Origin of the sequence: Pseudomonas sp. FP2338, from assembly GCF_030687515.1 — a bacterium.
GTDB lineage: Bacteria > Pseudomonadota > Gammaproteobacteria > Pseudomonadales > Pseudomonadaceae > Aquipseudomonas > Aquipseudomonas salomonii.
In genome coordinates, this window is record NZ_CP117436.1 from 6,225,071 (window position 1) to 6,247,419 (window position 22,349).

General features: G+C 60.6%; 24 protein-coding genes. 9 read left to right on the forward strand and 15 right to left on the reverse strand.

What is annotated here, in order from left to right:
- Nucleotides 1–741, forward strand: a complete 741-nt coding sequence (locus PSH96_RS28335; protein ID WP_305456546.1) for a penicillin-binding protein activator LpoB — start codon at nucleotides 1–3, stop codon at nucleotides 739–741.
- 153 nt (nucleotides 742–894) lie between these two features.
- On the opposite strand, the gene PSH96_RS28340 is transcribed toward PSH96_RS28335, so the two are convergent.
- The 3 genes from PSH96_RS28340 to PSH96_RS28350 all read right to left on the reverse strand — a co-directional run bounded on the left by PSH96_RS28340 (nucleotide 895) and on the right by PSH96_RS28350 (nucleotide 4,098).
- Nucleotides 895–1,527 carry a LysE family transporter gene (locus tag PSH96_RS28340; RefSeq protein ID WP_056860784.1) on the reverse strand — a complete coding sequence of 211 codons (633 nt, stop codon included), beginning with the start codon at nucleotides 1,525–1,527 and terminating at the stop codon, nucleotides 895–897.
- A gap of 88 nt (nucleotides 1,528–1,615) precedes the next feature.
- Nucleotides 1,616–2,188 carry a mechanosensitive ion channel family protein gene (locus PSH96_RS28345; protein ID WP_236368755.1) on the reverse strand — a complete coding sequence of 191 codons (573 nt, stop codon included), beginning with the start codon at nucleotides 2,186–2,188 and terminating at the stop codon, nucleotides 1,616–1,618.
- Entirely contained in the window at nucleotides 2,188–4,098 is a 1,911-nt protein-coding gene (locus PSH96_RS28350) for an ATP-binding cassette domain-containing protein (protein WP_305456552.1), read from the reverse strand. Before PSH96_RS28350 ends, PSH96_RS28345 begins: the two co-directional genes overlap by 1 nt.
- Nucleotides 4,099–4,148: 50 nt before the next feature.
- On the opposite strand from PSH96_RS28350, the gene PSH96_RS28355 reads away from it, so the two are divergent.
- Complete coding sequence (locus PSH96_RS28355; RefSeq protein ID WP_305456554.1) at nucleotides 4,149–4,610, forward strand: TIGR02444 family protein; 462 nt, start codon at nucleotides 4,149–4,151, stop codon at nucleotides 4,608–4,610.
- Here the strand turns inward: PSH96_RS28355 and PSH96_RS28360 are convergent.
- Nucleotides 4,607–5,815 carry an AlgP family protein gene (locus PSH96_RS28360; RefSeq protein ID WP_305456557.1) on the reverse strand — a complete coding sequence of 403 codons (1,209 nt, stop codon included), beginning with the start codon at nucleotides 5,813–5,815 and terminating at the stop codon, nucleotides 4,607–4,609. The two genes, PSH96_RS28355 and PSH96_RS28360, sit on opposite strands and share 4 nt — an antisense overlap.
- A 192-nt stretch (nucleotides 5,816–6,007) precedes the next feature.
- On the opposite strand from PSH96_RS28360, the gene PSH96_RS28365 reads away from it, so the two are divergent.
- The gene (locus tag PSH96_RS28365) at nucleotides 6,008–6,685 is read left to right on the forward strand and encodes an FKBP-type peptidyl-prolyl cis-trans isomerase (protein WP_305456560.1); all 678 of its coding nucleotides are present in this window, start codon (nucleotides 6,008–6,010) and stop codon (nucleotides 6,683–6,685) included.
- A 53-nt stretch (nucleotides 6,686–6,738) separates the two neighbouring features.
- On the opposite strand, the gene PSH96_RS28370 is transcribed toward PSH96_RS28365, so the two are convergent.
- The 7 genes from PSH96_RS28370 to PSH96_RS28400 form a co-directional block, all read right to left on the reverse strand.
- On the reverse strand, nucleotides 6,739–7,197 hold the full coding sequence (locus PSH96_RS28370) for an Rsd/AlgQ family anti-sigma factor (RefSeq protein ID WP_058421163.1): 459 nt from the start codon (nucleotides 7,195–7,197) through the stop codon (nucleotides 6,739–6,741).
- 209 nt (nucleotides 7,198–7,406) lie between these two features.
- Nucleotides 7,407–7,928, reverse strand: coding sequence for a disulfide bond formation protein B (locus PSH96_RS28375; protein ID WP_305456564.1), 522 nt, complete (start codon nucleotides 7,926–7,928; stop codon nucleotides 7,407–7,409).
- A gap of 231 nt (nucleotides 7,929–8,159) precedes the next feature.
- The gene (locus tag PSH96_RS28380) at nucleotides 8,160–9,401 is read right to left on the reverse strand and encodes a heme biosynthesis protein HemY (RefSeq protein ID WP_305456566.1); all 1,242 of its coding nucleotides are present in this window, start codon (nucleotides 9,399–9,401) and stop codon (nucleotides 8,160–8,162) included.
- A 5-nt stretch (nucleotides 9,402–9,406) separates the two neighbouring features.
- Nucleotides 9,407–10,522: a uroporphyrinogen-III C-methyltransferase gene (locus PSH96_RS28385; RefSeq protein ID WP_236368766.1), complete on the reverse strand. Its 1,116-nt coding sequence runs from the start codon at nucleotides 10,520–10,522 to the stop codon at nucleotides 9,407–9,409.
- A gap of 41 nt (nucleotides 10,523–10,563) precedes the next feature.
- Nucleotides 10,564–11,313 (reverse strand): uroporphyrinogen-III synthase, encoded by a 750-nt coding sequence (locus tag PSH96_RS28390; protein WP_305456569.1) that lies wholly within the window; start codon nucleotides 11,311–11,313, stop codon nucleotides 10,564–10,566.
- The gene (hemC, locus tag PSH96_RS28395; protein WP_305456570.1) at nucleotides 11,310–12,251 is read right to left on the reverse strand and encodes a hydroxymethylbilane synthase; all 942 of its coding nucleotides are present in this window, start codon (nucleotides 12,249–12,251) and stop codon (nucleotides 11,310–11,312) included. The genes PSH96_RS28390 and hemC overlap by 4 nt, the downstream gene beginning before the upstream one ends.
- A 139-nt stretch (nucleotides 12,252–12,390) precedes the next feature.
- The gene (locus tag PSH96_RS28400; RefSeq protein ID WP_305456573.1) at nucleotides 12,391–13,137 is read right to left on the reverse strand and encodes a LytTR family DNA-binding domain-containing protein; all 747 of its coding nucleotides are present in this window, start codon (nucleotides 13,135–13,137) and stop codon (nucleotides 12,391–12,393) included.
- A 503-nt stretch (nucleotides 13,138–13,640) separates the two neighbouring features.
- On the opposite strand from PSH96_RS28400, the gene argH reads away from it, so the two are divergent.
- Entirely contained in the window at nucleotides 13,641–15,035 is a 1,395-nt protein-coding gene (gene argH / locus PSH96_RS28405; RefSeq protein WP_065931876.1) for an argininosuccinate lyase, read from the forward strand.
- 107 nt (nucleotides 15,036–15,142) lie between these two features.
- On the opposite strand, the gene PSH96_RS28410 is transcribed toward argH, so the two are convergent.
- Nucleotides 15,143–15,802 (reverse strand): glutathione S-transferase family protein, encoded by a 660-nt coding sequence (locus PSH96_RS28410; RefSeq protein WP_305456576.1) that lies wholly within the window; start codon nucleotides 15,800–15,802, stop codon nucleotides 15,143–15,145.
- A gap of 126 nt (nucleotides 15,803–15,928) precedes the next feature.
- On the opposite strand from PSH96_RS28410, the gene PSH96_RS28415 reads away from it, so the two are divergent.
- The 3 genes from PSH96_RS28415 to PSH96_RS28425 all read left to right on the forward strand — a co-directional run bounded on the left by PSH96_RS28415 (nucleotide 15,929) and on the right by PSH96_RS28425 (nucleotide 19,576).
- A complete protein-coding gene (locus PSH96_RS28415) occupies nucleotides 15,929–16,213 on the forward strand; it encodes a hypothetical protein (protein WP_056860799.1) in 285 nt (94 codons plus the stop codon).
- A gap of 96 nt (nucleotides 16,214–16,309) precedes the next feature.
- A complete protein-coding gene (locus PSH96_RS28420; protein WP_056860800.1) occupies nucleotides 16,310–16,564 on the forward strand; it encodes a TIGR02647 family protein in 255 nt (84 codons plus the stop codon).
- Between the two features lie 171 nt (nucleotides 16,565–16,735).
- Nucleotides 16,736–19,576 (forward strand): class I adenylate cyclase, encoded by a 2,841-nt coding sequence (locus PSH96_RS28425; RefSeq protein WP_305456580.1) that lies wholly within the window; start codon nucleotides 16,736–16,738, stop codon nucleotides 19,574–19,576.
- Between the two features lie 11 nt (nucleotides 19,577–19,587).
- Here PSH96_RS28425 and rnk read toward each other — a convergent pair whose 3' ends face one another.
- The 3 genes from rnk to cyaY all read right to left on the reverse strand — a co-directional run bounded on the left by rnk (nucleotide 19,588) and on the right by cyaY (nucleotide 20,683).
- Complete coding sequence (gene rnk, locus PSH96_RS28430; protein ID WP_138813336.1) at nucleotides 19,588–19,998, reverse strand: nucleoside diphosphate kinase regulator; 411 nt, start codon at nucleotides 19,996–19,998, stop codon at nucleotides 19,588–19,590.
- Nucleotides 19,999–20,129: 131 nt separating this feature from the next.
- Nucleotides 20,130–20,348, reverse strand: a complete 219-nt coding sequence (locus PSH96_RS28435) for a DUF1289 domain-containing protein (RefSeq protein WP_056860802.1) — start codon at nucleotides 20,346–20,348, stop codon at nucleotides 20,130–20,132.
- 2 nt (nucleotides 20,349–20,350) lie between these two features.
- Nucleotides 20,351–20,683 carry an iron donor protein CyaY gene (cyaY, locus tag PSH96_RS28440; protein WP_083356147.1) on the reverse strand — a complete coding sequence of 111 codons (333 nt, stop codon included), beginning with the start codon at nucleotides 20,681–20,683 and terminating at the stop codon, nucleotides 20,351–20,353.
- 239 nt (nucleotides 20,684–20,922) lie between these two features.
- On the opposite strand from cyaY, the gene PSH96_RS28445 reads away from it, so the two are divergent.
- Nucleotides 20,923–21,090 carry a lipoprotein gene (locus PSH96_RS28445; protein ID WP_017134995.1) on the forward strand — a complete coding sequence of 56 codons (168 nt, stop codon included), beginning with the start codon at nucleotides 20,923–20,925 and terminating at the stop codon, nucleotides 21,088–21,090.
- 9 nt (nucleotides 21,091–21,099) lie between these two features.
- Nucleotides 21,100–22,347, forward strand: a complete 1,248-nt coding sequence (lysA, locus tag PSH96_RS28450; RefSeq protein WP_236368776.1) for a diaminopimelate decarboxylase — start codon at nucleotides 21,100–21,102, stop codon at nucleotides 22,345–22,347.
- The last annotated feature ends 2 nt before the right edge of the window (nucleotides 22,348–22,349 follow it).

A 22,349-nucleotide genomic window follows, 5' to 3' on the forward strand; every position in this document is an offset into this window, starting at 1 on the left:
ATGCGTGCATGGATCGGCATGATCGGCCTGCTGTGCGCCTTTGGCGTCTCGGCCGCCCCGAAGATCGCGGTCACCGACCTGGCGTACGAGGCGCGAGTCGAGGAGTACATCCACGCGGTGTCGGCCAGCAACAACTTCCAGGCCAGTGGCTACAGCGCCAGCGGAGCTTCGAGCTACAGCGAGTACGAGAGCCGTACCAGCTACATCGAACAGGCCGAGCTGCGTAAATTCAGCGGTGATATCAAGGGCGAGATCCTCAAGTCGCACCAGTTTCAGCTGGTGCAGGGCACGCCTTACACCGCCGACGCCAAAGGTGATGTCTATGACGTGATCAAGCGCATCAAGGCCGGTAACTTCAAGGGCGCGGACTATGTGCTGTTCGGCACCCTGTCAGACATCGATTTCACCCAGGACATCAACGCCCTGGACCACACCAACAGCTACTCGGCGGTGCTGGGCCTGACGCTGGTGGCCGATTTCAGCCTGATCAACACGCGAACCTTCGAGATCACCTCGGCGTTTACCGCCATGGGTGAGGGCCAGGACACCAAGCTGGTGAACAACCGTGACGTGCGCGTGAGCCTGAACCGGCCGCGTGTAGTGCGGGAAGTGTCGAAAGCGCTGGGTGAGGATGTGGCGCTCCAACTCGCGGAGCAACTGGGTGGTGGCTACGAAGACCCGGGCAAGCCTGCACTGCGCAATAACCTGCCTAGGGATGAAGCGCCGAAGATTCTTCGTTGAGCCGTCATCTCAACGCCAACACATAACAAATGTGGGAGCTGGCTTGCCTGCGATGCAGACACTGCGGTGCGTCAGTTACACCTCGGTGATGCTATCGCAGCGGTGCGACGACTCGACAAGCCAGCGCCCACATTTTTGAGCCGGTTTCGTCAATCAAGCCGTGGCGCGGTGCAAGCTGGCCAAAAACCCCGCCGCCCCCACAAACAAGCCTGCAAACGTGCGATTCATGCGCTTCTGCTGCTTGGGCGTACGCAGCAGCCGCAAGACTTTCGACGCAAGCCCCGTGTACCCCGCCATTACGATCATGTCGACGCTGATCATGGTTGCACCCAGGACCAGGTACTGAACCAGCAGCGGCGCCTGCGGGTTCACGAACTGCGGCAGAACCGCCAGCATGAACACCAACGCCTTGGGGTTGCTCGCGTTGACCAGGAAGCCACGGAATATCATCGCCATTGGCTTGCCGATCGGGCGTATCGTCGCATCCTCGCTCATGTCCATCGGCAGGGCGCGCCACTGTTTGATGGCCAAGTACACCAGGTACGCCACACCAAACCACTTGATCGCATAAAACGCGGTCGAAGACGCCGCAAGAATGGCACCCAGGCCACCCGCGACCACGGCGATCTGCATCGCCAGGCCCAGTTGCAGGCCAATGGCGTTCCAGTAGCCGCGCAGGAAACCGTATTGCAGGCCGCTGGACATCGAAGCGATGGCACCGGCGCCAGGTGAAAGGGAAATGATCCAACTGGCCAGGAAAAAGGCCAGCCATGTGTCGAGCGCCATTACACACCTCAGGAGGGAGTTTGCGAGTAAGGCTTAAGCTAACTCCGCCGACCGAAGACTGGCTATAGATTTTTACACGATGTGAATGCTAGCGGTCGCCTGGAAACACGTGGGTACCTGGCCAACGTCGCACCGAGCGCTGGAAGAACAGGCTGTTTGGCACCTGCACCATCGCATTGTCAGTGCCAGCCTCCTCCACCTCGATGAGTGTGGTGTAGAGCAGGTTGATCGCCACCACCCGGCCTTTTACACCCGGCTTGTCGACCGTATCCACCAGCTCGACGATATCACCGAGGCGAAACGGCCCGACGGTAAAGATCAAAATCGCACACAGCAGGTTGGACAGTACCGACCACATGGCAAAAAACGCCACGGCCGCGACTGCGACAAACCCCGACAGCGCCGTCCACAACACAGTGGCGGACACGCCCAGGCGCTCCAGCACAAAAATCAGCGCACTGCCCATGATCAGCCAGCGCAGGCCGCCACGCAGTGGCATCAGCAACTGAGGAGGCAACGGGTAGCGTTCACCCAGGCGATTCAGGACTTTGGCCACGAAGCGCTGGGCGAAATAACCCGCGAGCAGGATCAGCAGGATTTGCACACCCACCCAGAGCGGCGCGATCCATTGTGCCGGCAGCGGTAACTGCAACGCTTCCATCAGGACAGCGCCTCCAGCTCCGCTTGCAAGGTTTCGAGCACTTCGAGGGCTTCCATCCAGGTCTCCTCCAACTGCCCTTCGCGCACCTTGAGCTTGGCCTGTTCGGCCAGCAGGTCGCGCAGTTCGTCCTTGCGCGCCGCCTCGTAGACGGCGCTGTCGCCCAGGCTGGTTTCGATCTTGGCCAGGCGCTCATGCACCTTGCCCAGTTCGGCCTCCAGCTTGTCGGCTTCGCGCTTGTGCGGCGCCAACTGCTGGCGCAGGGCGGCGGCTGCCTGGCGCTGGGCCTTCTTGTCGGTTTTGTCGGGGTTGACCGGCGCATTACTCACGGGCGCGTTGCGCAGGCGGTAATCGGTCAGCCAACGCGCATAGTCATCCAGGTCGCCGTCGAACTCTTCAACCTTGCCGTCAGCCACCAGCAGGAAGTTGTCGGTGGTGCTCTTGAGCAAGTGGCGATCGTGAGACACCACCAGCACCGCACCACTGAACTCCTGCAGGGCCATGGTCAGCGCCAGGCGCATCTCCAGGTCCAGGTGGTTGGTCGGTTCGTCGAGCAGCAGCAGATTCGGCCGGTCCCAGGCAATCAATGCCAGGGCAAGACGGGCCTTTTCGCCGCCGGAGAAATTCAGCACCGGCTCATCAATGCGTGCGCCACGGAAGTCGAAACCGCCAAGGAAGTCACGCAGCGTTTGTTCGCGCTCGGTCGGCGCCAGACGCTGCAGGTGCAGCAACGGGCTGGCCTTGGAGTCCAGAGAGTCCAACTGATGCTGGGCGAAGTAGCCCACCACCGTGTTTTCGCCACGGGTCAGGCGGCCGGCCAAAGGCTCAAGCTCGCCGGACAGGTTCTTGATCAGCGTCGATTTGCCCGCGCCGTTAGGCCCGAGCAAACCGATGCGCGCACCCGGCGTGAGTTGCAGCTTGACCTTCTCCAGGATGGTTTTGTCGCCATAACCCAGGCGTGCATCCGAGAGATCCAGCAAGGGGCTGGAGATCTTCACCGACTCACGGAATACAAAGTCGAACGGCGAATCGACATGGGCCGCCGACAGCTCTTCCATGCGCTCCAGCGCCTTGATCCGGCTCTGGGCCTGGCGGGCCTTGGTAGCCTGGGCCTTGAACCGGGCGATGTAGCTTTCCATGTGCGCACGTTGCGCCTGCTGCTTTTCGAAGGCCTGTTGCTGCTGGGCCAGACGCTCGGCGCGCGCGCGTTCGAACGCGGTGTAGCCGCCACGGTACAGCGTGATCTTCTTCTGTTCGACGTGGGCGATGTTATCGACCACGGCATCGAGGAAGTCCCGGTCGTGGGAAATCAGCAACAAGGTGCCCTGATAGTTCTTGAGGAAGTCTTCCAGCCACAGGATCGCATCGAGGTCCAAGTGGTTGGTCGGTTCGTCGAGCAGCAACAAGTCCGAAGGGCACATCAGTGCCTGGGCCAGGTTCAGGCGCATACGCCAGCCACCGGAGAAGTCGGCAACCGGGCGATCCATCTGTTCGTTGGTAAACCCAAGGCCAGCCAGCATCTTGCGGGCGCGGGCATCGGCGGTGTAACCGTCGGCACTGTCCAGCTCCGAGTGCAGGCGGGCCTGTGCGGCGCCGTCCTGGGCTTTCTCGGCCTCGGCGAGGTCGTGTTGCACCTGGCGCAGGCGCAGGTCGCCATCGAGCACGTAGTCGATCGCAATGCGGTCGAGGGTGTCGATCTCCTGGCGCATATGGGCAATGCGCCAGTCGGCCGGCAGCAAGCAGTCCCCGGAATCGGGAGTCAGCTCACCCAGCAACAGGGCGAACAACGTGGATTTGCCGGCGCCGTTGGCACCGATCAGGCCGGCTTTGTGACCGGCGTGCAGGGTCAGCTCGGCGTCTTCAAGAAGACGTTGCGGGCCACGCTGTATTGTTAGGCTTTGAAGTCGGATCATAATGGCGGCGGAGTCTACCAGCTTCGTTGCCCGCTGGCTTGGGTGTGAATATGTGCGCTGACCTGTGGAGCTTTGCCCTTTCGATTTACGCCCGCCCTGGGTGCGAAGCCGCTTGCCTGCGATTGCAGGAACAAGGCGAGGATGTGTGCCTGTTGCTCTGTGGTGCGTGGCTGGAACGGCGCGGCATAGCGCTTGAGCCTGCGCGCATTCAGGCACTGCAACAGCTTGCACGCCCATGGCGAAAGACGGTGGTCGAACCGTTACGACAGATGCGCATGCAATGGCGAACCCTGGCGCAACAGGATGTGCCTCTGGCGGCATTACGCGAGCGAGTCAAAGCTCTTGAGCTGGAAGCCGAACGGGAATTGCTGACGCGCCTGGAGGCTTTGGCGCAGCCATGGCCGACTGGGGAAATGAGTCAACCGAAATGGCTTGAAGGCTTGGCGACCGAAGCCGCCAACCTTGACCACGACGCGCTGCAGCAGCTGCGCGTCGTGGCCACCCGCACTTAGGAAGCGCTGGTTGGGGTGGTGCTTGGCGCTACCGGTGCAGGCGTGCTGCTGGCCGATGCGGTTGGAGCGCTGGACGCTGCCGGGGTAGCAGGCGCGGCTGCCGGAGTTGCTGGCTTGGCCGGAGCAGGCTTGGCAACGGCTGGCTTTGCAGCTGGCTTAGCGGCAGCAGGTTTGGCGGCTGGCTTGACGGCCGGTTTCGCGGCGGCTGGCTTAGCGGCTGGTTTGGCTGCAGCCGGTTTGGCAACTGGCTTGGCCGCTGGTTTTGCAGCAGCAGTTTTAGCAGCTGGCTTGGCCGCTGGCTTTGCAGCAGCGGTTTTAGCAGCTGGCTTGGCCGCTGGCTTTGCAGCAGCGGTTTTAGCAGCTGGCTTGGCCGCTGGTTTCGCAGCAGCGGTTTTAGCAGCTGGCTTGGCCGCTGGTTTTGCAGCAGCAGTTTTAGCAGCTGGCTTGGCGGCTGGCTTTGCAGCAGCGGTTTTAGCAGCTGGCTTGGCCGCTGGTTTCGCAGCAGCAGTTTTAGCAGCTGGCTTGGCGGCTGGCTTTGCAGCAGCGGTTTTAGCAGCTGGCTTGGCCGCTGGTTTTGCAGCAGCGGTTTTAGCAGCTTGCTTGGCGACTGGTTTCGCAGCAGCAGTTTTAGCAGCTGGTTTGGCGGCTGGCTTTGCAGCAGCAGTTTTTGCAGCTGGCTTGGCCGCTGGTTTCGCAGCGGCAGTTTTTGCAGCCGGCTTGGCTGCTGGTTTTGCAGCAGCAGTTTTTGCAGCTGGCTTGGCAGCAGCCTTGGCTGGAGCTTTCGATGCGGCAGCTTTTGCCGGTGTACGAGCGCCCAATACTTTAGCCACCGCTTCTTTGACTCGACCAACGCCCTGGGCCAGTTTCAGGCTTTCCTGAGCATCTTTTTTGAGTTGGGAAATGTAAGTGCGGGTTTCAGCTTGGCGATCCTTGAGAGCGTCCAGCAGGTCCTCAAGTTCTTTGACGGCGTCTTTGGCTTTGGCTTGTGCCTTGGCTTTGCCGGCAGTCGCGGCGTCTTGCAGTTTGGTACGGGATTTGTGCAGCTTTTCTTGCGCTTTACCGCGTTGTTTTTCCAGTTTGGCGAGCAGTTTTTCTGCATCGGCCAACGCTTGGGAACATGCGCTTTCCAGATGTTCGAGCAAGCTGCCCGAAAGTTGTTGGAGTAAATGCAACGGGGTATTAACAGGCTTCTGTTTGGCCGACATGGTTTACCTCCTGGCTGACTTGGGTGCGGCTCATACTAGCCCTCTGCTCTTACCGCCGCTAGGGCATGTTGACAGTATCGTTTGCCTTGCGTTGCACCGTGAATAAATTCTTATCGATATAACAAAAAACGGCGGCACTTTTTGCCCACTCACACTGGCATAATCCGTCGCACTTTCGGCGGGAGAAGCAGCATGTCGCGTTATCTTTTTTTAGTGCTTGGCTTGGCGATTGGCGTGGCCAATGCAGGCGAGCAATCACCGTCAAAAACCACTGCCCAAGACCCACACGACCTTGCCTACAGTTTGGGTGCAAGCCTTGGCGAGCGCCTGCGCCAGCAGGTTCCCGACCTGCAGATCCAAGCCTTGCTCGATGGCCTCAAGCAAGCCTACCAGGGCAAACCATTGGCGCTGGATAATGCACGCATCGAACAGATCCTCGCCGAACACGAAGCACAAAACGCTGCCGACGCCGAGGTTCCACAAAGCGAAAAAGCCCTCGCTGCCGAACAGCAATTCTTAGCCAAGGAAAAAGCCGCCAGCGGCGTGCGTGAACTGGCAGATGGCATCCTGCTCACCGAGTTGGCGCCCGGCAACGGCAGCAAACCGCTGGCCAGTGATGAGGTGCACGTAAGTTACGTAGGACGGCTGCCCGATGGGACAGTCTTCGACAAGAGCACGCAGCCCCAATGGTTTCGCCTGGACAGTGTGATCAGTGGTTGGAGCAGCGCGCTGCAGCAGATGCCGGTAGGCGCGAAATGGCGCTTGGTCATTCCCTCCGCCCAGGCCTATGGCGCCGACGGTGCGGGTGAGTTGATCCCACCCTATACGCCACTGGTATTCGAGATCGAATTGCTCGGCACTCGCCACTGACCCAATAAAAAACGGTGCGCCAAGCGCACCGTTTTTTTATCTCACTCAGAGGGTCAAGCCTGGGCGGCCGACTCTTCCTTGTGAGCGTTGTGCAGCACTTCGATCAGGCAGTCTTCCAACTCGAAGCGCTCATGCAACAGCGCGCCCAATTCTTTGAATTTTTCAGCAACACAATTACCAGCATCACACAGATCGGTGAAGGCCAGCAGCTTCTCGGTGATCACATCAATGCGCGGGTAGATCGTCTCTGCCAGGTCAAGGCCACGCTGATCATCAAAAGCTTCCGCTTCCTTGGTCAGTTGCTCGTAGACACCAAAATGGCCGGCCGACACGTAGTCCACCAAGACACCGCAGAAATCCTGCAGCGGTTCGCGATTCTCAGCCAGTGCCTCGGGCTTGGCGCCAAGAGCATCAAAGGCTCGAACCAGTTCGTGACGTGCCTTCAACCAGCTGTCGATCAGCTTGTGCACTCCACCCCAGCGTTCCTGAGCATTCTGACAACTTTCCAGCATGGTGATCTCTCTTCCCTATAGGGGCGCTGCCGCCTGTGCCCGCGCAACACCTCAAACATTGAGGCGGGAGCCGGACAAGGCCGCATGTCACAAACGGTTTCGATAACGCGTGCGGGCCAGATTATGCCCGCATGACTATGGCTTCAAGGTACGCAGGAGAGAAAGTTCATACAAGTGTTTAATCCCGCCCTACACATTACGGCGAATTTTCAGTACCTCGCAGGGTGCAAACGGCGGCCCGCCAACAATCGTGAAAACTGCATGATGCCGAGCACCAGCATCGCCAAAAAGAACAACAGGCTCCATTCGGGCAGGCTCAGGTCAAACAGTGTCCAGTTGAGTTCCACGCAGTCCACGGTGCCTTTTACACTCAGTTGCAGTGCTTGCCATAACGACAGGTTTTCAATCATGTAGTGAAGGCTGGGCCAGCAATCCTTGACCTGCTCCGGCGCGGCATTTTGTAGCAGCACTTGGCGTACCGCCGTGATGGCCCCGAGCAACGCGCAGCCCATGCTGGCCAACCCGTACAGGTAGACCCCGGAGCGTTTCGGGTTGTGAATGGTCGCTACCAGGTTGATCAGCGTAAAGGCTGCCAAAAAGATGCGCTGCACCTGGCACAGGAAGCAAGGACGCAAGAGCGCGCCGAACTCAAGATAAAAAGACGCACCCAACGTCAGCGCACCAGCCAAGAAGGCCAGAAGAAACAGGGAGCGTGAAGGGGCCAAAGACATTGTTATCCGTACCGCAAGAGATAGACCCTTACGGTAGAGTAAAGGCCTGACTCCTTTCAATACGTGCCAGAGCAGACAATTCCGCAACAGCCTAGGGATATGCCGTCAGAAGCTGGATGACTTCAAGCAGTTGGCGGTAGGAATTTGCTACGTAGCGCTATAGCGCCCAGGGTTTACGCGATAAAGAAAGGTTGGCCCTCAGAAAGGTCCGGCCAACCTTGGCTTTAATTCCTACACTCGCGCAGGCACCGGCAACGGTGATGCCAGCAAGCGGCTGTCCAGAAGCCCCAGGCCTTCCTGGAACAACTGGTTGCTGCGCTCGGTGTCGCCCAGCTGGGCCAGCAAGCGCGCCAGCTCAGCACAGGCTTCGGGATTACGCTGCACTTGCAGGCTGCTTTCCAGATAGTCGCGTGCTTTGCCCCACAGGCTGTTTTGCAGACACAGGCGACCCAGTGTCAGCAACAGGCTGGCATCCCCCGGATGGTCTTTGAGCCAGCCTTCAGCAAATTTGAGCTGTCGACCCGGGTCACTGCCACGCAACAAACCGTACAGCCGGATCAGATGGCTGTCATAGCCGCGCTTGATGGCGCCACGCAGCACTTCTTCAGCCTTGGCGTCAGCACCCAGCCGACGCAGTTGTTCAGCGTAAGCCAACACCAGTTGCGGTTCTTGGCGCTGGGCGGAGGTCAGTTGCTCCCACACTCGCTCCAAAGACTGCAACCCGGCTTCGCCCTGCTCTTCACGCTCGACCGCCAGCCCAAGGTTTTCACCCCAGGCACGGCGCTCAAGTTCGGCCAGCTCAGCGGCGGGAAGCACTTTGTCCTTGCGCAGTTCGGGTAACAAGCGAATCACCGACGGCCAATCGCCCCGCTGCTGATGCAGACGCTGCAGTTGGCGCAAGACCTGCGCGTTATGCGGATGGCGCTCGTACATGGCCTGCAAGGTCACCAGCGCACCTTCAGTGTCGCCACGGTCCATCTGCAGTTGCGCATGGCTCAGGGCCACAGCCAGTTCCGCCTGTGGCTGGCGTTCCAGGGCACGCTCCAGCAAACCGTCGGACTCCACATAGCGGCCCTGTTCGTTGGCAGCCCGTGCGGCGCCAAGGTAGTACAACAGCGGCTGGCGCTCGGCTTCAGCGGCGCGGTGCAGGTGCCGTTCGGCGCTGGCCCAGCGGCCTTCGGCGAGGTCCATCTGGCCTTGCTCGATAGCTATTTGCACACGGCGGCTGCGGTTACGCCGCGACCATGGGTTGACTACGCCACCCGAAGTGGTGAGCAAGCTGAGCAGCACACGCAGCAGGTAGATCACCAGAACGACGGCGAACACCGCCACCAGCGTGGCCCACAGGCTTGACTCGTAATGCAGCAGATGGGGGTAGGTAATCAGCACGTAGCCGGTGTGTTTCGAAATACCCACGCCCAGTGCCAGGGCGATCGCAATCGCCAGCACCAGGATCACATAGAAACGCTTCATCGGCTCTACTCCTGGGTCGCCGGCGTGCCCGCCGACGCCTTGGCTTCATCGGCAGACAGATGACGGCGCTCAAGGTAGGCCTGCACTGCGGCCAGGCTGGTGGCCAGGTCCGGCGTCACCACCGAGACAGCCTTGGGCTCGAGCTCGGCAATGCGCGCCAGCATCGCCTTGCTCTGCGGATTGTCCTGGTTGAAGTTGTCCTGCAGCACGCTGCGCGCCTCACCCAGCGAGCGGCTGTACACCGCCGATTCGCCGTTAAGCGCGGCCCACTGCGCCTGCTCCAGCGCCAGGCTCAATGCCAGGCGCACCTGATTCAGGCCTTGACCGGCGAGCAACGGACGAATGTTGTCATCAGGGTTGAAGTCGATACGGAAGTAGCGAGAGATCTGCTCCCACCACTGTTTCAGGCGATTTTCCGTATCGGTGGTCGAACGCCCTTCGGAAGCAGGTTCGGTGAGCTGATACTCCGGTGCGATAGCCGCAAGCGCCACGACCTGATCACGCAGTGCGGCCAGTTGCAGGTACAGGCCGGTGCGGTCGGGTTGCTCGGTACTGCGCAGCGCGGCAAGGCTCTTGGCCAATTGCTCACGGGCGGCGTAGGCGCCTGGGTCACTTTGTTCACGCAGAATTTCGTCGGCACCCTGGACCAGTGACTGGGCGCTGTTGATGTCCTGCAAGGCAGAGAGACGCAAGCTGGCCAAGCGGATCAGGTGTTCGGCCTCGGCCAGGCGCCAGTCTTTGCGGCTGGCGCCCAGCACGGTTTCCAGGCGTTGGCTCAGGCGCTGCTGGTCACCCTGCAATTGAGCGACCAAGCGGCGGCGCTCCTCAAGCTCGTCCGCCCCAGGCAACTGCGCCAGGCGCGCCGCCAGCTGTTGCTGGCTTTGCTTGAGGGATTGGGATTGATCATCAAGGGTCTGCACCTGGCCCAGCTGTTGCTGGCTGCTGGCTTGCAGGGCACGGACCTGCCAGATCCCCCAACCGCCGGCGGCAACGCCTGCAGCACCGAGCAACAGGGCCACAACCGCCAGGCCATTGCCACGGCGTGGCGCGGCGACCTGTGACTCAACCGGCGCATCGAGTGCGGGTTGGGTTTCATCTTTAGGCAAGGCTGTTTCGCTCACGTATCCGTCCTTTGCGTATCAGAGAGTGGGCGCCGCATGCCTTATGAGGCAGCGCTGCGCAACGCCACTAACAAAGCCGCGGCACTCGCGCCGCGACAATCCACAACTTTTTCTGCTCCAGCGGCCCGCGCCATGTCAGACACGCGAGGGCTGGGCACGAACAACGGCAGCTGCGCCACCTTCGGCCAATCGGGGCCGGCCAGGGCTTGCAGGTGTAAAAAACCCTGCCCACTGCTGACCACCAGGCCGTTCAAGCGTTCCAACTGGATGCGTTGCATCAGCGCCCCGGCTGGGTAAGCCGGGAGGAAACGACGATACAACTCCAGATAATCGACACTAGCACCTTGCTCACGCAAACGCTCAGCCAGCAACTCTCGGCCGCCCTCACCACGCAGGATCAACACCCGCGCACCGGGCCGTGCGACAGCCTCGCGCAAGGCCGGCAATTGAAGCAAGGCTTCGCTGTCGTCGCCGGTTTGCGGATAGTGAACGTTGAGACCGTGATCGGCCAGTACCTGCGCGGTGGCAGCGCCCACGCTGAACCACGGCAACGCTGGCCAGAGCTGCTGTAATTGCTGCACAGCCAGGCGTGCCGCCGGCTTGCTCACCACAATCACCGCGCTATAGCGGCCCAGCTCAGTAAAAACTGCCTGTTGCTCGGGCGTGACGGGCAAAGCTTCGGTATCCAGCAACGGCAAGCTGCTGCTGAAAATACCGGCTTGGGCCAACAACACAGCCACGGCCGCCGACTCTTCGGCGGGCCGCGTCAGCAGCACGCGCCAATCGCTCACTGCGGGCCGGCCTCGCCATAGACTTTTTCCAGAATGGCGCCGGCGCCCTTGCCCAGCAGCTCTTCTGCGACCTGGATGCCCAAGGCCGTCGCGTCACGCTGCGGCCCACGTACCTCGGCGGTGAGCAGCGTGCCGCCGTCCGGATCACCGACCAAGCCACGCAGCCAGAGGTTGTCACCTTCAAGCACCGCGTAGCAGGCAATCGGCACCTGGCAGCCACCGTTGAGGTGCTTGTTGAGGGCACGTTCAGCAGTGACACGCACTTCGGTGTCGTGGTGGTCGAGGGGTTTGAGCAAAGCATGGATTTCGCTGTCGGCGGTGCGGCATTCAATGCCGACTGCGCCCTGCCCGCCGGCGGGCAAGCTGTCTTCGACGCTGATAGCCGAAGTAATACGGTCTTCAAAACCCAGGCGGATCAGGCCGGCAGCCGCAAGGATGATCGCGTCATATTCGCCGGCATCCAGCTTGGCCAGACGGGTGTTGACATTGCCGCGCAGAAAACGAATTTGCAGGTCCGGGCGACGGGTCAGCAATTGGGCCTGACGACGCAGGCTGGAGGTGCCAACGATGCTGCCCAACGGCAGGTCATCCAGGGACGCGTAGGTGTTGGAAACAAACGCATCACGCGGGTCTTCGCGCTCGCAGATGCAAAAAAGGCCCAGGCCTTCGGGGAAGTCCATGGGCACGTCTTTCATCGAATGCACGGCGATGTCGGCCTGGTTTTCCAGCAGCGCGGTTTCCAGCTCCTTGACGAACAAGCCCTTGCCGCCGATCTTCGACAGCGGCGAGTCGAGCAGCTTGTCGCCGCGACTGACCATGGGCACCAGGGATACTTTGAGGCCCGGGTGGGCCTGTTCAAGGCGCGCTTTGACGTATTCGGCCTGCCACAAGGCCAGGGCGCTTTTACGGGTGGCGATGCGGATTTCGCGAGAGGACATGGATCAATCCGTACTGAATAGATACGGCAGATAATAACAGCTCAGGCAAACACGCTTTGATTTGAATCAGCAAGTGCGGGGCCTCCCTGGCCACGTCGCACCGGGATAAAGGAATGCAGACCTCGCTACAGCCCTTGGGCTAAAGCTGCTGCATCATCTTGCGCACGCCGGCGACATGGCGCCGGCTGACGATCAAGGCATCGCCGTTAAGACCTTTGAGGAACAGCTGGAAGTGCCCCAAAGGCGTGCGCTGCAGGCGTTCTATTCGCTCGCGGGCCACCAGTGCGTTGCGGTGGATGCGTACGAAGCGGTCGCCAAATTCATCTTCAAGGGCCTTGAGCGGCTCGTCGAGCAGGACTTCGCCGGTCTCGTGTCGCAGGGTCACGTACTTGTGATCGGCAATAAAGTAGACCACCTGGCCCAACGGGATCAGTTCGATGCCCTTGCGGGTCCGCGCGCTGATATGGCTGCGCGGCCCGTTGCCACTTTGGGCTGCCGGCTGGGTCAGCGCAGCGAGTTGCAAGCGGTTCGGGCGCTCGGCCTTCTTGAGCGCCTTGAGCAATGCTTCACCCGTCACCGGCTTGACGATAAAGCTGACACCGCTGGCTTCCAGGGTCTCGGTGGAAAACTCTTCTTGTGCGGCGCACAGCACCACGGCAGGTGGCGATTCTCGCTCACTCAAACGGGCGGCGACTTGCAGGCCATCAAGGCCCGGCAAGCGGATATCGAGCAACACCACGTCCGGCTTGAGGCTGTCGATCAGCGTCAACGCCTCTTCGCCGTTGGTGGCGCTCGGTTCAAGGACTGTATAACCCTCGAGTTCACTGACCAAACGGCTCAGTCGCTCGCGGGCTTGGGGTTCGTCATCAACGATCAGGACATTCATATTGCGCTGGATTCCTGCGTGAGTCTCGCACAAGGATAGCGTAGACAGGTGCGGTGACTTGCGTCACAGCGATCCACGCTAAGACTAGCGCGAGCGGCAAAAAGTGCCCCGGCAGCGGCACCCAAATTTACCCGGACCTGTTCAATTGCGCCCAAGACCTGCTGCCTTTGGGCATCGTCGTAGGGTTTGCTGATACACAATCCGAATACCCCCCTTTTTTAATGGATAGCCTGGGCTATGACCGCATCACCCGACTTTGGTGCATTCATGCTCTATCAGTGCAACTGTAGACGCTCGCTGAGACGATATTGCTCAATCGTCAAATATCGTTTCAATTAACGCCTGCCTCCAGTCTCGTCCCGGATGCGTCCGGCGGCAAGGCACTTAGCCATCCTTGGCGCAAATAAAAATGCCGATCACCCGCAGCATCGCCTCCGCGGGCAACCCTGTTATTATCGGCGGCACACCTCCACGCCTCTTTTAAGCAGATCACGAGCGAATCCATGAGCACCGACAAGACCAACCAGTCCTGGGGCGGCCGCTTCAGTGAACCCGTCGACGCCTTCGTCGCGCGCTTCACCGCCTCCGTCACCTTCGACCAGCGCCTGTACCGCCACGACATCATGGGCTCGATCGCCCACGCCACGATGCTGGCCAAGGTCGGCGTGCTGACCGACGCCGAGCGCGACAGCATCATCGACGGCCTGACCACCATCCGCGGTGAGATCGAAGCCGGCACGTTCGACTGGCGCGTCGACCTGGAAGACGTGCACATGAATATCGAGGCGCGCCTCACCGATCGCATCGGTGTGACCGGCAAGAAACTGCACACCGGTCGCAGCCGTAACGACCAGGTGGCCACCGATATCCGCCTGTGGTTGCGTGACGAGATCGACCTGATCCTGGCCGAAATCACCCGCCTGCAAAAAGGCCTGCTGGAGCAGGCCGAGCGTGAGTCCGGCACCATCATGCCCGGCTTCACCCACTTGCAAACCGCGCAGCCCGTGACCTTCGGCCATCATTTGCTGGCCTGGTTCGAAATGCTCAGCCGCGACTACGAGCGCCTGGTGGACTGCCGCAAGCGCGCCAACCGCATGCCGTTGGGCAGCGCCGCGCTGGCCGGCACCACTTACCCGATCGACCGCGAATACACTGCGCAACTCCTGGGTTTCGACGCCGTGGGCGGCAACTCTTTGGACGGCGTCTCGGATCGCGACTTCGCCATCGAATTCTGCGCCGCCGCCAGCATTGCGATGATGCACCTGTCGCGTTTCTCCGAAGAGCTGGTGCTGTGGACCAGCGCGCAATTCCAGTTCATTGACCTGCCGGACCGCTTCTGCACCGGCAGCTCGATCATGCCGCAAAAGAAAAACCCAGATGTACCGGAGCTGGTGCGTGGCAAGAGCGGCCGCGTGTTCGGCGCGCTGATGGGCCTGCTGACCTTGATGAAAGGCCAACCTCTGGCCTACAACAAGGACAACCAGGAAGACAAAGAGCCGCTGTTCGATGCCGCCGACACCCTGCGTGACTCGTTGCGTGCGTTTGCCGACATGATCCCGGCGATCAAGCCCAAGCACGCGATCATGCGTGAAGCGGCGCTGCGCGGTTTCTCCACCGCCACCGACCTGGCGGACTACCTGGTGCGTCGTGGTCTGCCATTCCGTGACTGCCACGAAATCGTCGGCCATGCTGTTAAATACGGCGTGGACACCGGCAAGGACCTGGCGGAAATGAGCCTGGAAGAACTGCGTCAGTTCAGCGACCAGATCGAACAGGACGTGTTCGCCGTGCTGACCCTGGAAGGCTCGGTGAATGCCCGTAACCACGTGGGCGGCACTGCGCCGGCGCAGGTCAAGGCAGCCGTTGTGCGCGGCCAAGAACTGCTCGCCAGCCGCTAAAAGCTAAAAGCATCGCAGGCAAGCCAGCTCCCACACTTGAATGGGTTCACAATTCAAAATGTGGGAGCGGGCTTGCCCGCGATGGCGTCATCCCTGCCGCCAAATATCTACTTCTTGGCCGCAATCATCGCCATAAATGCAGGCATCGCTGCCTCCCTGTCCGCCGCCACCCTCTTGGCGTTGGGCATCTCATGCAGGCGCTCGAGCAACGCCTTGGCCTTCGGCAAATCTGCCAGCAAATCCAGACCAAACAGTTTCTCGCCCACCGCGCAGGCGAGGTTCACGCTGTACATGAAATACAGATCGGCAATCGTGAAGCGCTCTCCCGCCACATAGGGCGCGAACTTGCCGTGCCGGCCCAAAGAAGCCACCCCAAGCAACAACTCAGTCTTGGTTTTTTCCTTGATCGCGTCCGACACCGGCATACCAAAGAACGCCTCGGCAAAACACGCGCGGGCGGGTAACTCGATGTACAGCTCGATCTCCCGGCACAACGCCAGCACCTGGGCGCGCTGATACGGGTCGGCGGGCAGCAACGACGGGCCTTCCTGGGTTTGCTCGATGTACTCGAGGATCACGCTGGTTTCGTTGATAAAGCCTTGTTTGACCCCCAGCACCGGCACCTTGCCGCGCGGGCTGACGGCCAGGGCTTCAGGGGTTTGGCCTGCGTAAAACGGCACTTCTTCGAATAGCAGGCCTTTCTCCAGCAACGCCAGTTTGACCATGTTGTAGTAGTTGCTGACCGAAAATCCGTAAAGCTTGAGCATTGCGAATGCCTCCATGCCGGGTGTGGGGTTGGCTGCAAGCGTTATAGATCCTTGCAGGCCGCCTGACCAGCAGCATCAGTTGCCTGAATGGCGGTAGACTGGCGCCCTTTCCTTGAGGAGCCTGCCATGAGCGAGCCGACCGATATCGACAACGACGAAGAAGAATTCGCCGAAACCACCCTGATCGAAGCCATCGAGAACCAGATCGAAAGCGAAACCCCGCCAGCGGCCAAGGCCACCTTCAACAAGCTGACCCTGGTGGGCTACGAACGTGAAGAGATCCTGCAACTGATGGCCCACGTGCTTGCAGTGGAGATCGACGCGCTGCTGGAAGAGGACCGTGCTTTCAATACCGAATGGTATGAAACTGCACTGCGTGCTCTGCCGGAATTGCCGCCCGAAAAGCAATAAATCCAACAAGCGGCAACACACTGGACAGTTCGGCAAAGTGCGTTCACCTTATGGCCTGCTAGCCTCTAATAAATTCTTAGAAAGTCTGGAGTCCTTATGTCGTATACCCCTGAGTTGGTTGCCGAACTGGAAATCCTTGCACTCTTCAATCTGGACAGCACCAAGGAAGGTCTGAAAGTCCACCAGACCGCCGCGTCTACTGCCATCGCCGCTGCCAAACGCCTTCATGCCAAAGGCCTTATCGACCAGCCGGACGGAGGCTACCTGACCAGCCTTGGCCGGGACGCCGCAGAACAAGCGCAAACCCTGCTGACCATCTTGACTACCGCTAACACCAAAGAAGCTGCCTGACACCTTACTTTCGCCCATGGAGTCCGCCTGCTGCGGACTCTGAGGGCGTTACTGTGGGCGGCACAAAATTCTGACGCCAAAAAGCCACATATCATCTAAACCTCCTGCGCTTCTGGCTGTAAACTCCTACACGGCCGCCCACGTCGGGCTCTGCGAGCCAACGACTCAGACATGACCCGCACCCATGAAATCCGCCCCGACCTGGACGAAGGCATCGACCGCAAGGTGCTGGCCCAGTTGCGCGCGCGCTTCATGGCCCTCAATGCAGGCCGCATGGCCCGGGCCGTCGAAGGGCTGACGCCACGCCAACAGAGCGTGCTGACCCTGCTGCCGTTGTTTTTTCACGTCAACCACCCGCTGTTGCCCGGCTATGTCTCGGGCAGCACGCCGGCGGGTCTGTCAAACTTCGAACCCGACGCCCAGGCCCTCACAGAAGCCCAGCGCCTGACCCGCTCGTTCTCCTATAAGCCGCGCCATGGCAACCCGCCGCAGCCGATCCATGGTTTGTTCCTGATGGGCAGCCTCGGCACCTTGGCCCAGGCGGACCAGAGCGACATGGACGTGTGGGTCTGCCACGCTGCGGACCTTGGCGAGAGCGAACTCGCCGAGCTGCGCAAAAAATGCCAGTTGCTGGAAGCCTGGGCTCTGACCATGGGAGCCGAGGCGCATTTCTTCCTGATCGAGCCGACGCGCTTTGTTTCAGGCGAGCGCGACACCCAACTGAGCTCCGACGATTGCGGCACGACTCAGCATTACCTGTTGCTGGATGAGTTCTACCGCACCGCCATCTGGCTCGCCGGGCGCACGCCAATCTGGTGGCTGGTGCCGGTCTATGAAGAAACCCGCTACGCCGAATTCACCCACGCGCTGATCTCCAAACGTTTTATCCGCGCGGATGAAACCCTGGACCTCGGCCACCTGGCGCACATCCCGCCGGGCGAATTTATCGGCGCCGGGTTGTGGCAACTGTTCAAGGGCATCGAGTCGCCTTACAAATCGGTGCTCAAGCTGCTGCTGACCGAGGTGTACGCCAGCGAGCACCCCAACGTGCACTGCTTGAGCCTGCGCTTCAAACGTGCGGTGTTTGCCAATCAGATGGACCTGGATGAGCTGGACCCCTACATCGTGGTCTACCGCCGTATCGAGGAATACCTCAAGGCCCGCAATGAACCCGAACGCCTGGAACTGGTGCGCCGTGCGCTGTACCTGAAGGTCAATCGCAAGCTCAGCGCCGGCCAGCGCAGCACCAGCTGGCAGCGGCTATTGTTGGAGCGCCTGGCCCATGAATGGGGTTGGGACCAGCGCCAGCTGGCCTTACTCGACAGCCGCAGCCAGTGGAAAGTGCGCCAGGTCGCCTCGGAGCGCCGCGCACTGGTCAGCGAACTCAATTACAGCTACCGCTTTCTCACCCAATTCGCCCGCACCGAGCAGACCGTCAGCCTGATCAACAAGCGCGACCTCAATGTACTGGGTCGGCGCCTGTATGCCGCGTTTGAGCGCAAGGCCGGCAAGGTCGAGTTCATCAACCCCGGCATCGCCCCGGACCTGGCCGAAGACACCCTGACCCTGGTGCAATCGCCCAACCGCAAGGAACCCGGTCAGCACCACTGGGGCTTGTACAACGGCAACCTCACGGCACTGGAATGGGAGCACTTCGCGCCGATCAAGCGCAGCCGCGATCTGCTGGAAATGCTCACCTGGTGCCATCGCAACGGTGTGATCGACAGCAGCACACGCCTGGCCTTGCACCCAGGCGTCAGCGACATGACCGAATTCGAGCTGTTCAACCTGTTGGGCTGCCTGCAACAGACTATCGCCCTGCCCCTGGCCAGCGTCGATGAAGACCGCCTGCTGCGCTCGGCGGTACCGGAAGAGGTGCTGTTGCTGATCAACGTCGGCGTCGACCCGCTCAAGCATCACCGCGACTTGAATATCCTGATGACCACCGAGCGCACTGACTCCCTGAGCTACGCCGGTGTGCGCGACAACCTGGTGCTGACGCTGGATCAGGTCACGCTCAACAGTTGGAACGAGGTATTGGTCAGCCGCTACGACGGCCCTCACGCACTGCTCGACTGCCTGCGCGACTACCTCAATCAGCTGCCGCCGAACCACCTGCCACGCCTGCGGGTGCGCTGCTTCTGCCACAACCGTGCGCAGTTCATTGCCCAGCGCGTGGAAGAAATCTTCGATACCGTGCAGAACCTGCTGCTTAGCCAGTCCAATCATCGCTACCTGCTGCAGGTGCAGCAGCACTATCACGTGATGGAACTGACGCCGGGCCAGGCCACTCACGTGCCACTACCCAACCAGGATGCGCTGATCGCCTACCTCAGCGAAGAGCTGGCCAGCTACAGCCCGTTGCACCTGGACGCCATGGCCCTGGAAGACCACGAATTGGCCCTGCTGCTGCCCATGGGCATGGCTGATTGTGTGCAGGTGTTCTACCGGGTCAATGAAGGCTTCGCCCAGCTGTATGTGCTGGATGAGTTCAACGCGCTGTGGCAGCAACGCTTGCCGTTTCATGATGAGCAAAGCCTGCTGGCGCCACTGCAGCGCTTCCTGCAATCGATCATCTATCGCCGCGAAGCGCTGGCGCCGCTGGACGCACAACAGCCGCTGGGTGAAGTGCAGATTTTGTATTACCAACTGTTGCCGCCGGGCAATCAACGCGCGCGCGGCATTGAGCCTCGACCGGCGCCGCAGAACCCGGCCAACAAGCCGTTTTATGACGTGCAAGCGATTATCGGCAAAGCCGCACCCGGCCAGGTCGGCATCACGCTGTACTGCAATCAACGGGAGTTTTCCGAGTTGGAGTTCGGCGACCAACTGTTTGCCATAGTCGCCCAGGAAATCGTCGGGCAACGCCGGGAGACCGAGCGTTACCGCTGCTACATCACCGACCTGGACCTGTCGGGCCTGCTCGGTGATGTGCAAAGCCCGAGCAACTTGTATCTGCGTTACAAGGCCGAGCTGGAGTTGTCACTGAATGCGGCGCTGAGCCAGATTTAAAGCGGCTCTTGTTAGATGGAAAATGCGCCGCCATCTTTGGGCTGGCCTTCAACGCTGAGCAATTCAAGCTTGAGGGTTTTGCCGCCCGGCGCCGGCCAGTCGATGTGCTGGCCCACTTGCAGGCCAAGCAAGGCGCTGCCTACCGGAGCCAGGATCGAAATTTTACCTTCGTCGGCATTGGCATCCTTGGGGTAAACCAGGGTCAGGTGGTAGTCCTTGCCGCTGCCTTGCTCACGGCAATGTACGCTGGAGTTCATGGTCACGACACTTGCAGGCACTTCATCGTGGCCAACCACTTCTTCGGCACGGTCGAGCTCGGCTTGCAGCGCGACAACACCCGGTTGAGTCTCGTCCATGCGGTCGATCAGTTGCTCAAGACGCTGCACGTCAAGACGGGTAAGAATGATGGAAGGTGCGGTCATGATTCAGGCAGACTCCTTTTTTCTGCACAAAAAAGCAAAACCCCGCCAGGAAAAGGCGGGGTTCTCACGGGCCTCGATGAGTTGAGGCGTACCCGGACACTACCACAGCGTCACAAATAAACAAGACGGCCTCAGGCGCGCGCCCTGCGCTGCTCGGCCTCGGCGCAGATCACCCGGCGCCGGGCATCGTCGGCGGAGCGCCATTCACGGATGTCTTCCACGTGCCGGTAGCAGCCGAGGCAGACTTTCTGCTCGTCCAGGCGACACAAACTGATACAAGGTGACGGCACCGCCGGGCTGACATTGCTGAACAGCGGCTTGGGCGGGCGTACAGGTGCAGGCTGGGTCACGATCAGATCTCGTCGAAGTCCAGGTCAGCGCCGGCTTGTTCCTGGACCAGGCGTGCAAGCATTTCGCTTAACAGCTCATCGCTGGTATCGCACTGCCAGTTGTTGTCTTCTTCGTTGTAGTCGAAGTGAAAACCACCCGAACGCGCCGCCAGCCACAGCTGACGCAGCGGCTCCTGGCGGCTGAATATCAGCTGGGTGCCGTTTTCAAACTTGACGGTCAGCACGCCAGCCGAGTTTTCCAGGTCCACATCCAGGCCGCTGTCGTCGAAAATATCTTCCAGCGCCTGCTGGGTCGAATCCACCAGGTCGTGAAAACGGGCTTCGGTCAAACTCATTGTGGGAACCTCGAAAAGTGTCTGGTCACGCTCAAGCGGCGCACGATACGGACGCGCCATGATGATTGCAAAGGATACCGATTTCATCACCCGCAACCGCGTGAAATATCCTCATTTAGCGTAGGCCGAATCGCGGCATGCTCGGCAAACCCCCGCCGGACGGGTATTACGGCGCATAGGCAAGCTGGCGGGTGGTCGGTATACTCGGGCGCAATTAATGCATATTCAAGGATTTCGCCATGAAGCGCCTGATCTCTTCCCTTGCTGCGCTCGTCGCGGTCGCTTGCCTCGTTAGTGCCTGTGGTCAAAAAGGCCCGCTGTACCTGCCCGATGACAGCAAAGACCCGAACGACCAGGCACAGTCGTCGCAAAAAGCTGCAAAAGCGCATAAGCACGACACTTACTAAGGGAACATCATGGACGCTTTTAACTACCGGGACGGCGAGCTGTTCGCGGAAGGCGTGGCGCTGTCCGCGATTGCCGAGCAGTTTGGCACCCCGACCTATGTGTACTCGCGTGCGCACATCGAAGCTCAATACCGCTCGTTCACCGACCCACTGGAAGGCGTTCCACACAGGGTGTGCTACGCGGTCAAGGCCAACTCCAACCTGGGTGTACTGAATGTCCTGGCGCGTCTTGGCGCTGGTTTTGACATCGTTTCCCGCGGCGAACTGGAACGTGTTCTGGCCGCCGGCGGCCAGGCCGACAAGATCGTCTTCTCCGGCGTCGGCAAGAGCCGCGAAGACATGCGTCGCGCCCTCGAAGTGGGCGTGCATTGCTTCAACGTCGAATCCACCGACGAGCTGGAGCGCCTGCAAGTGGTCGCCGCCGAGATGGGCGTTCGCGCGCCGATCTCCCTGCGCGTCAACCCGGACGTCGATGCCGGCACGCACCCGTACATCTCCACCGGTCTCAAAGAGAACAAGTTCGGCATCGCCATTGCCGACGCCGAGGACGTGTACATCCGTGCCGCACAGCTGCCGAACCTGGAAGTGCTGGGTGTCGACTGCCATATCGGCTCGCAACTGACCACCCTGCCGCCGTTTCTCGATGCGCTCGACCGCCTGTTGGCACTGACCGAACGCCTTGGTGAGTGCGGCATCTACCTGCAACACATCGACCTTGGCGGCGGCGTGGGTGTGCGTTATCGCGATGAAGAGCCGCCACTGATCGCCGATTACATCAAGGCTGTGCGCGAGCGCACCGAAGGCCGTGGCCTCACCCTGATGTTCGAGCCGGGCCGTTATATCGTTGCCAACGCCAGCGTGCTGCTGACCCAGGTCGAGTACCTCAAGCACACCGAACACAAGGATTTCGCCATCGTTGATGCAGCGATGAACGACCTGATCCGCCCGGCGCTGTACCAGGCGTGGATGGACGTCACTGCCGTAACCCCGCGCGAGGGTGAAGGCCGTGCCTACGACATCGTCGGCCCGATCTGCGAGACCGGCGACTTCCTGGCCAAGGATCGTCAGCTTGCGCTGGAGGAAGGCGACCTGCTGGCCGTGCATTCGGCCGGTGCCTACGGGTTTGTCATGAGTTCCAACTACAACACTCGCGGCCGTGCCGCCGAGGTGCTGGTGGACGGTGATCAAGCGTTTGAAGTGCGTCGCCGCGAGACGGTAGCCGAGTTGTATGCTGGCGAAAGCCTGCTGCCGGAGTAAGC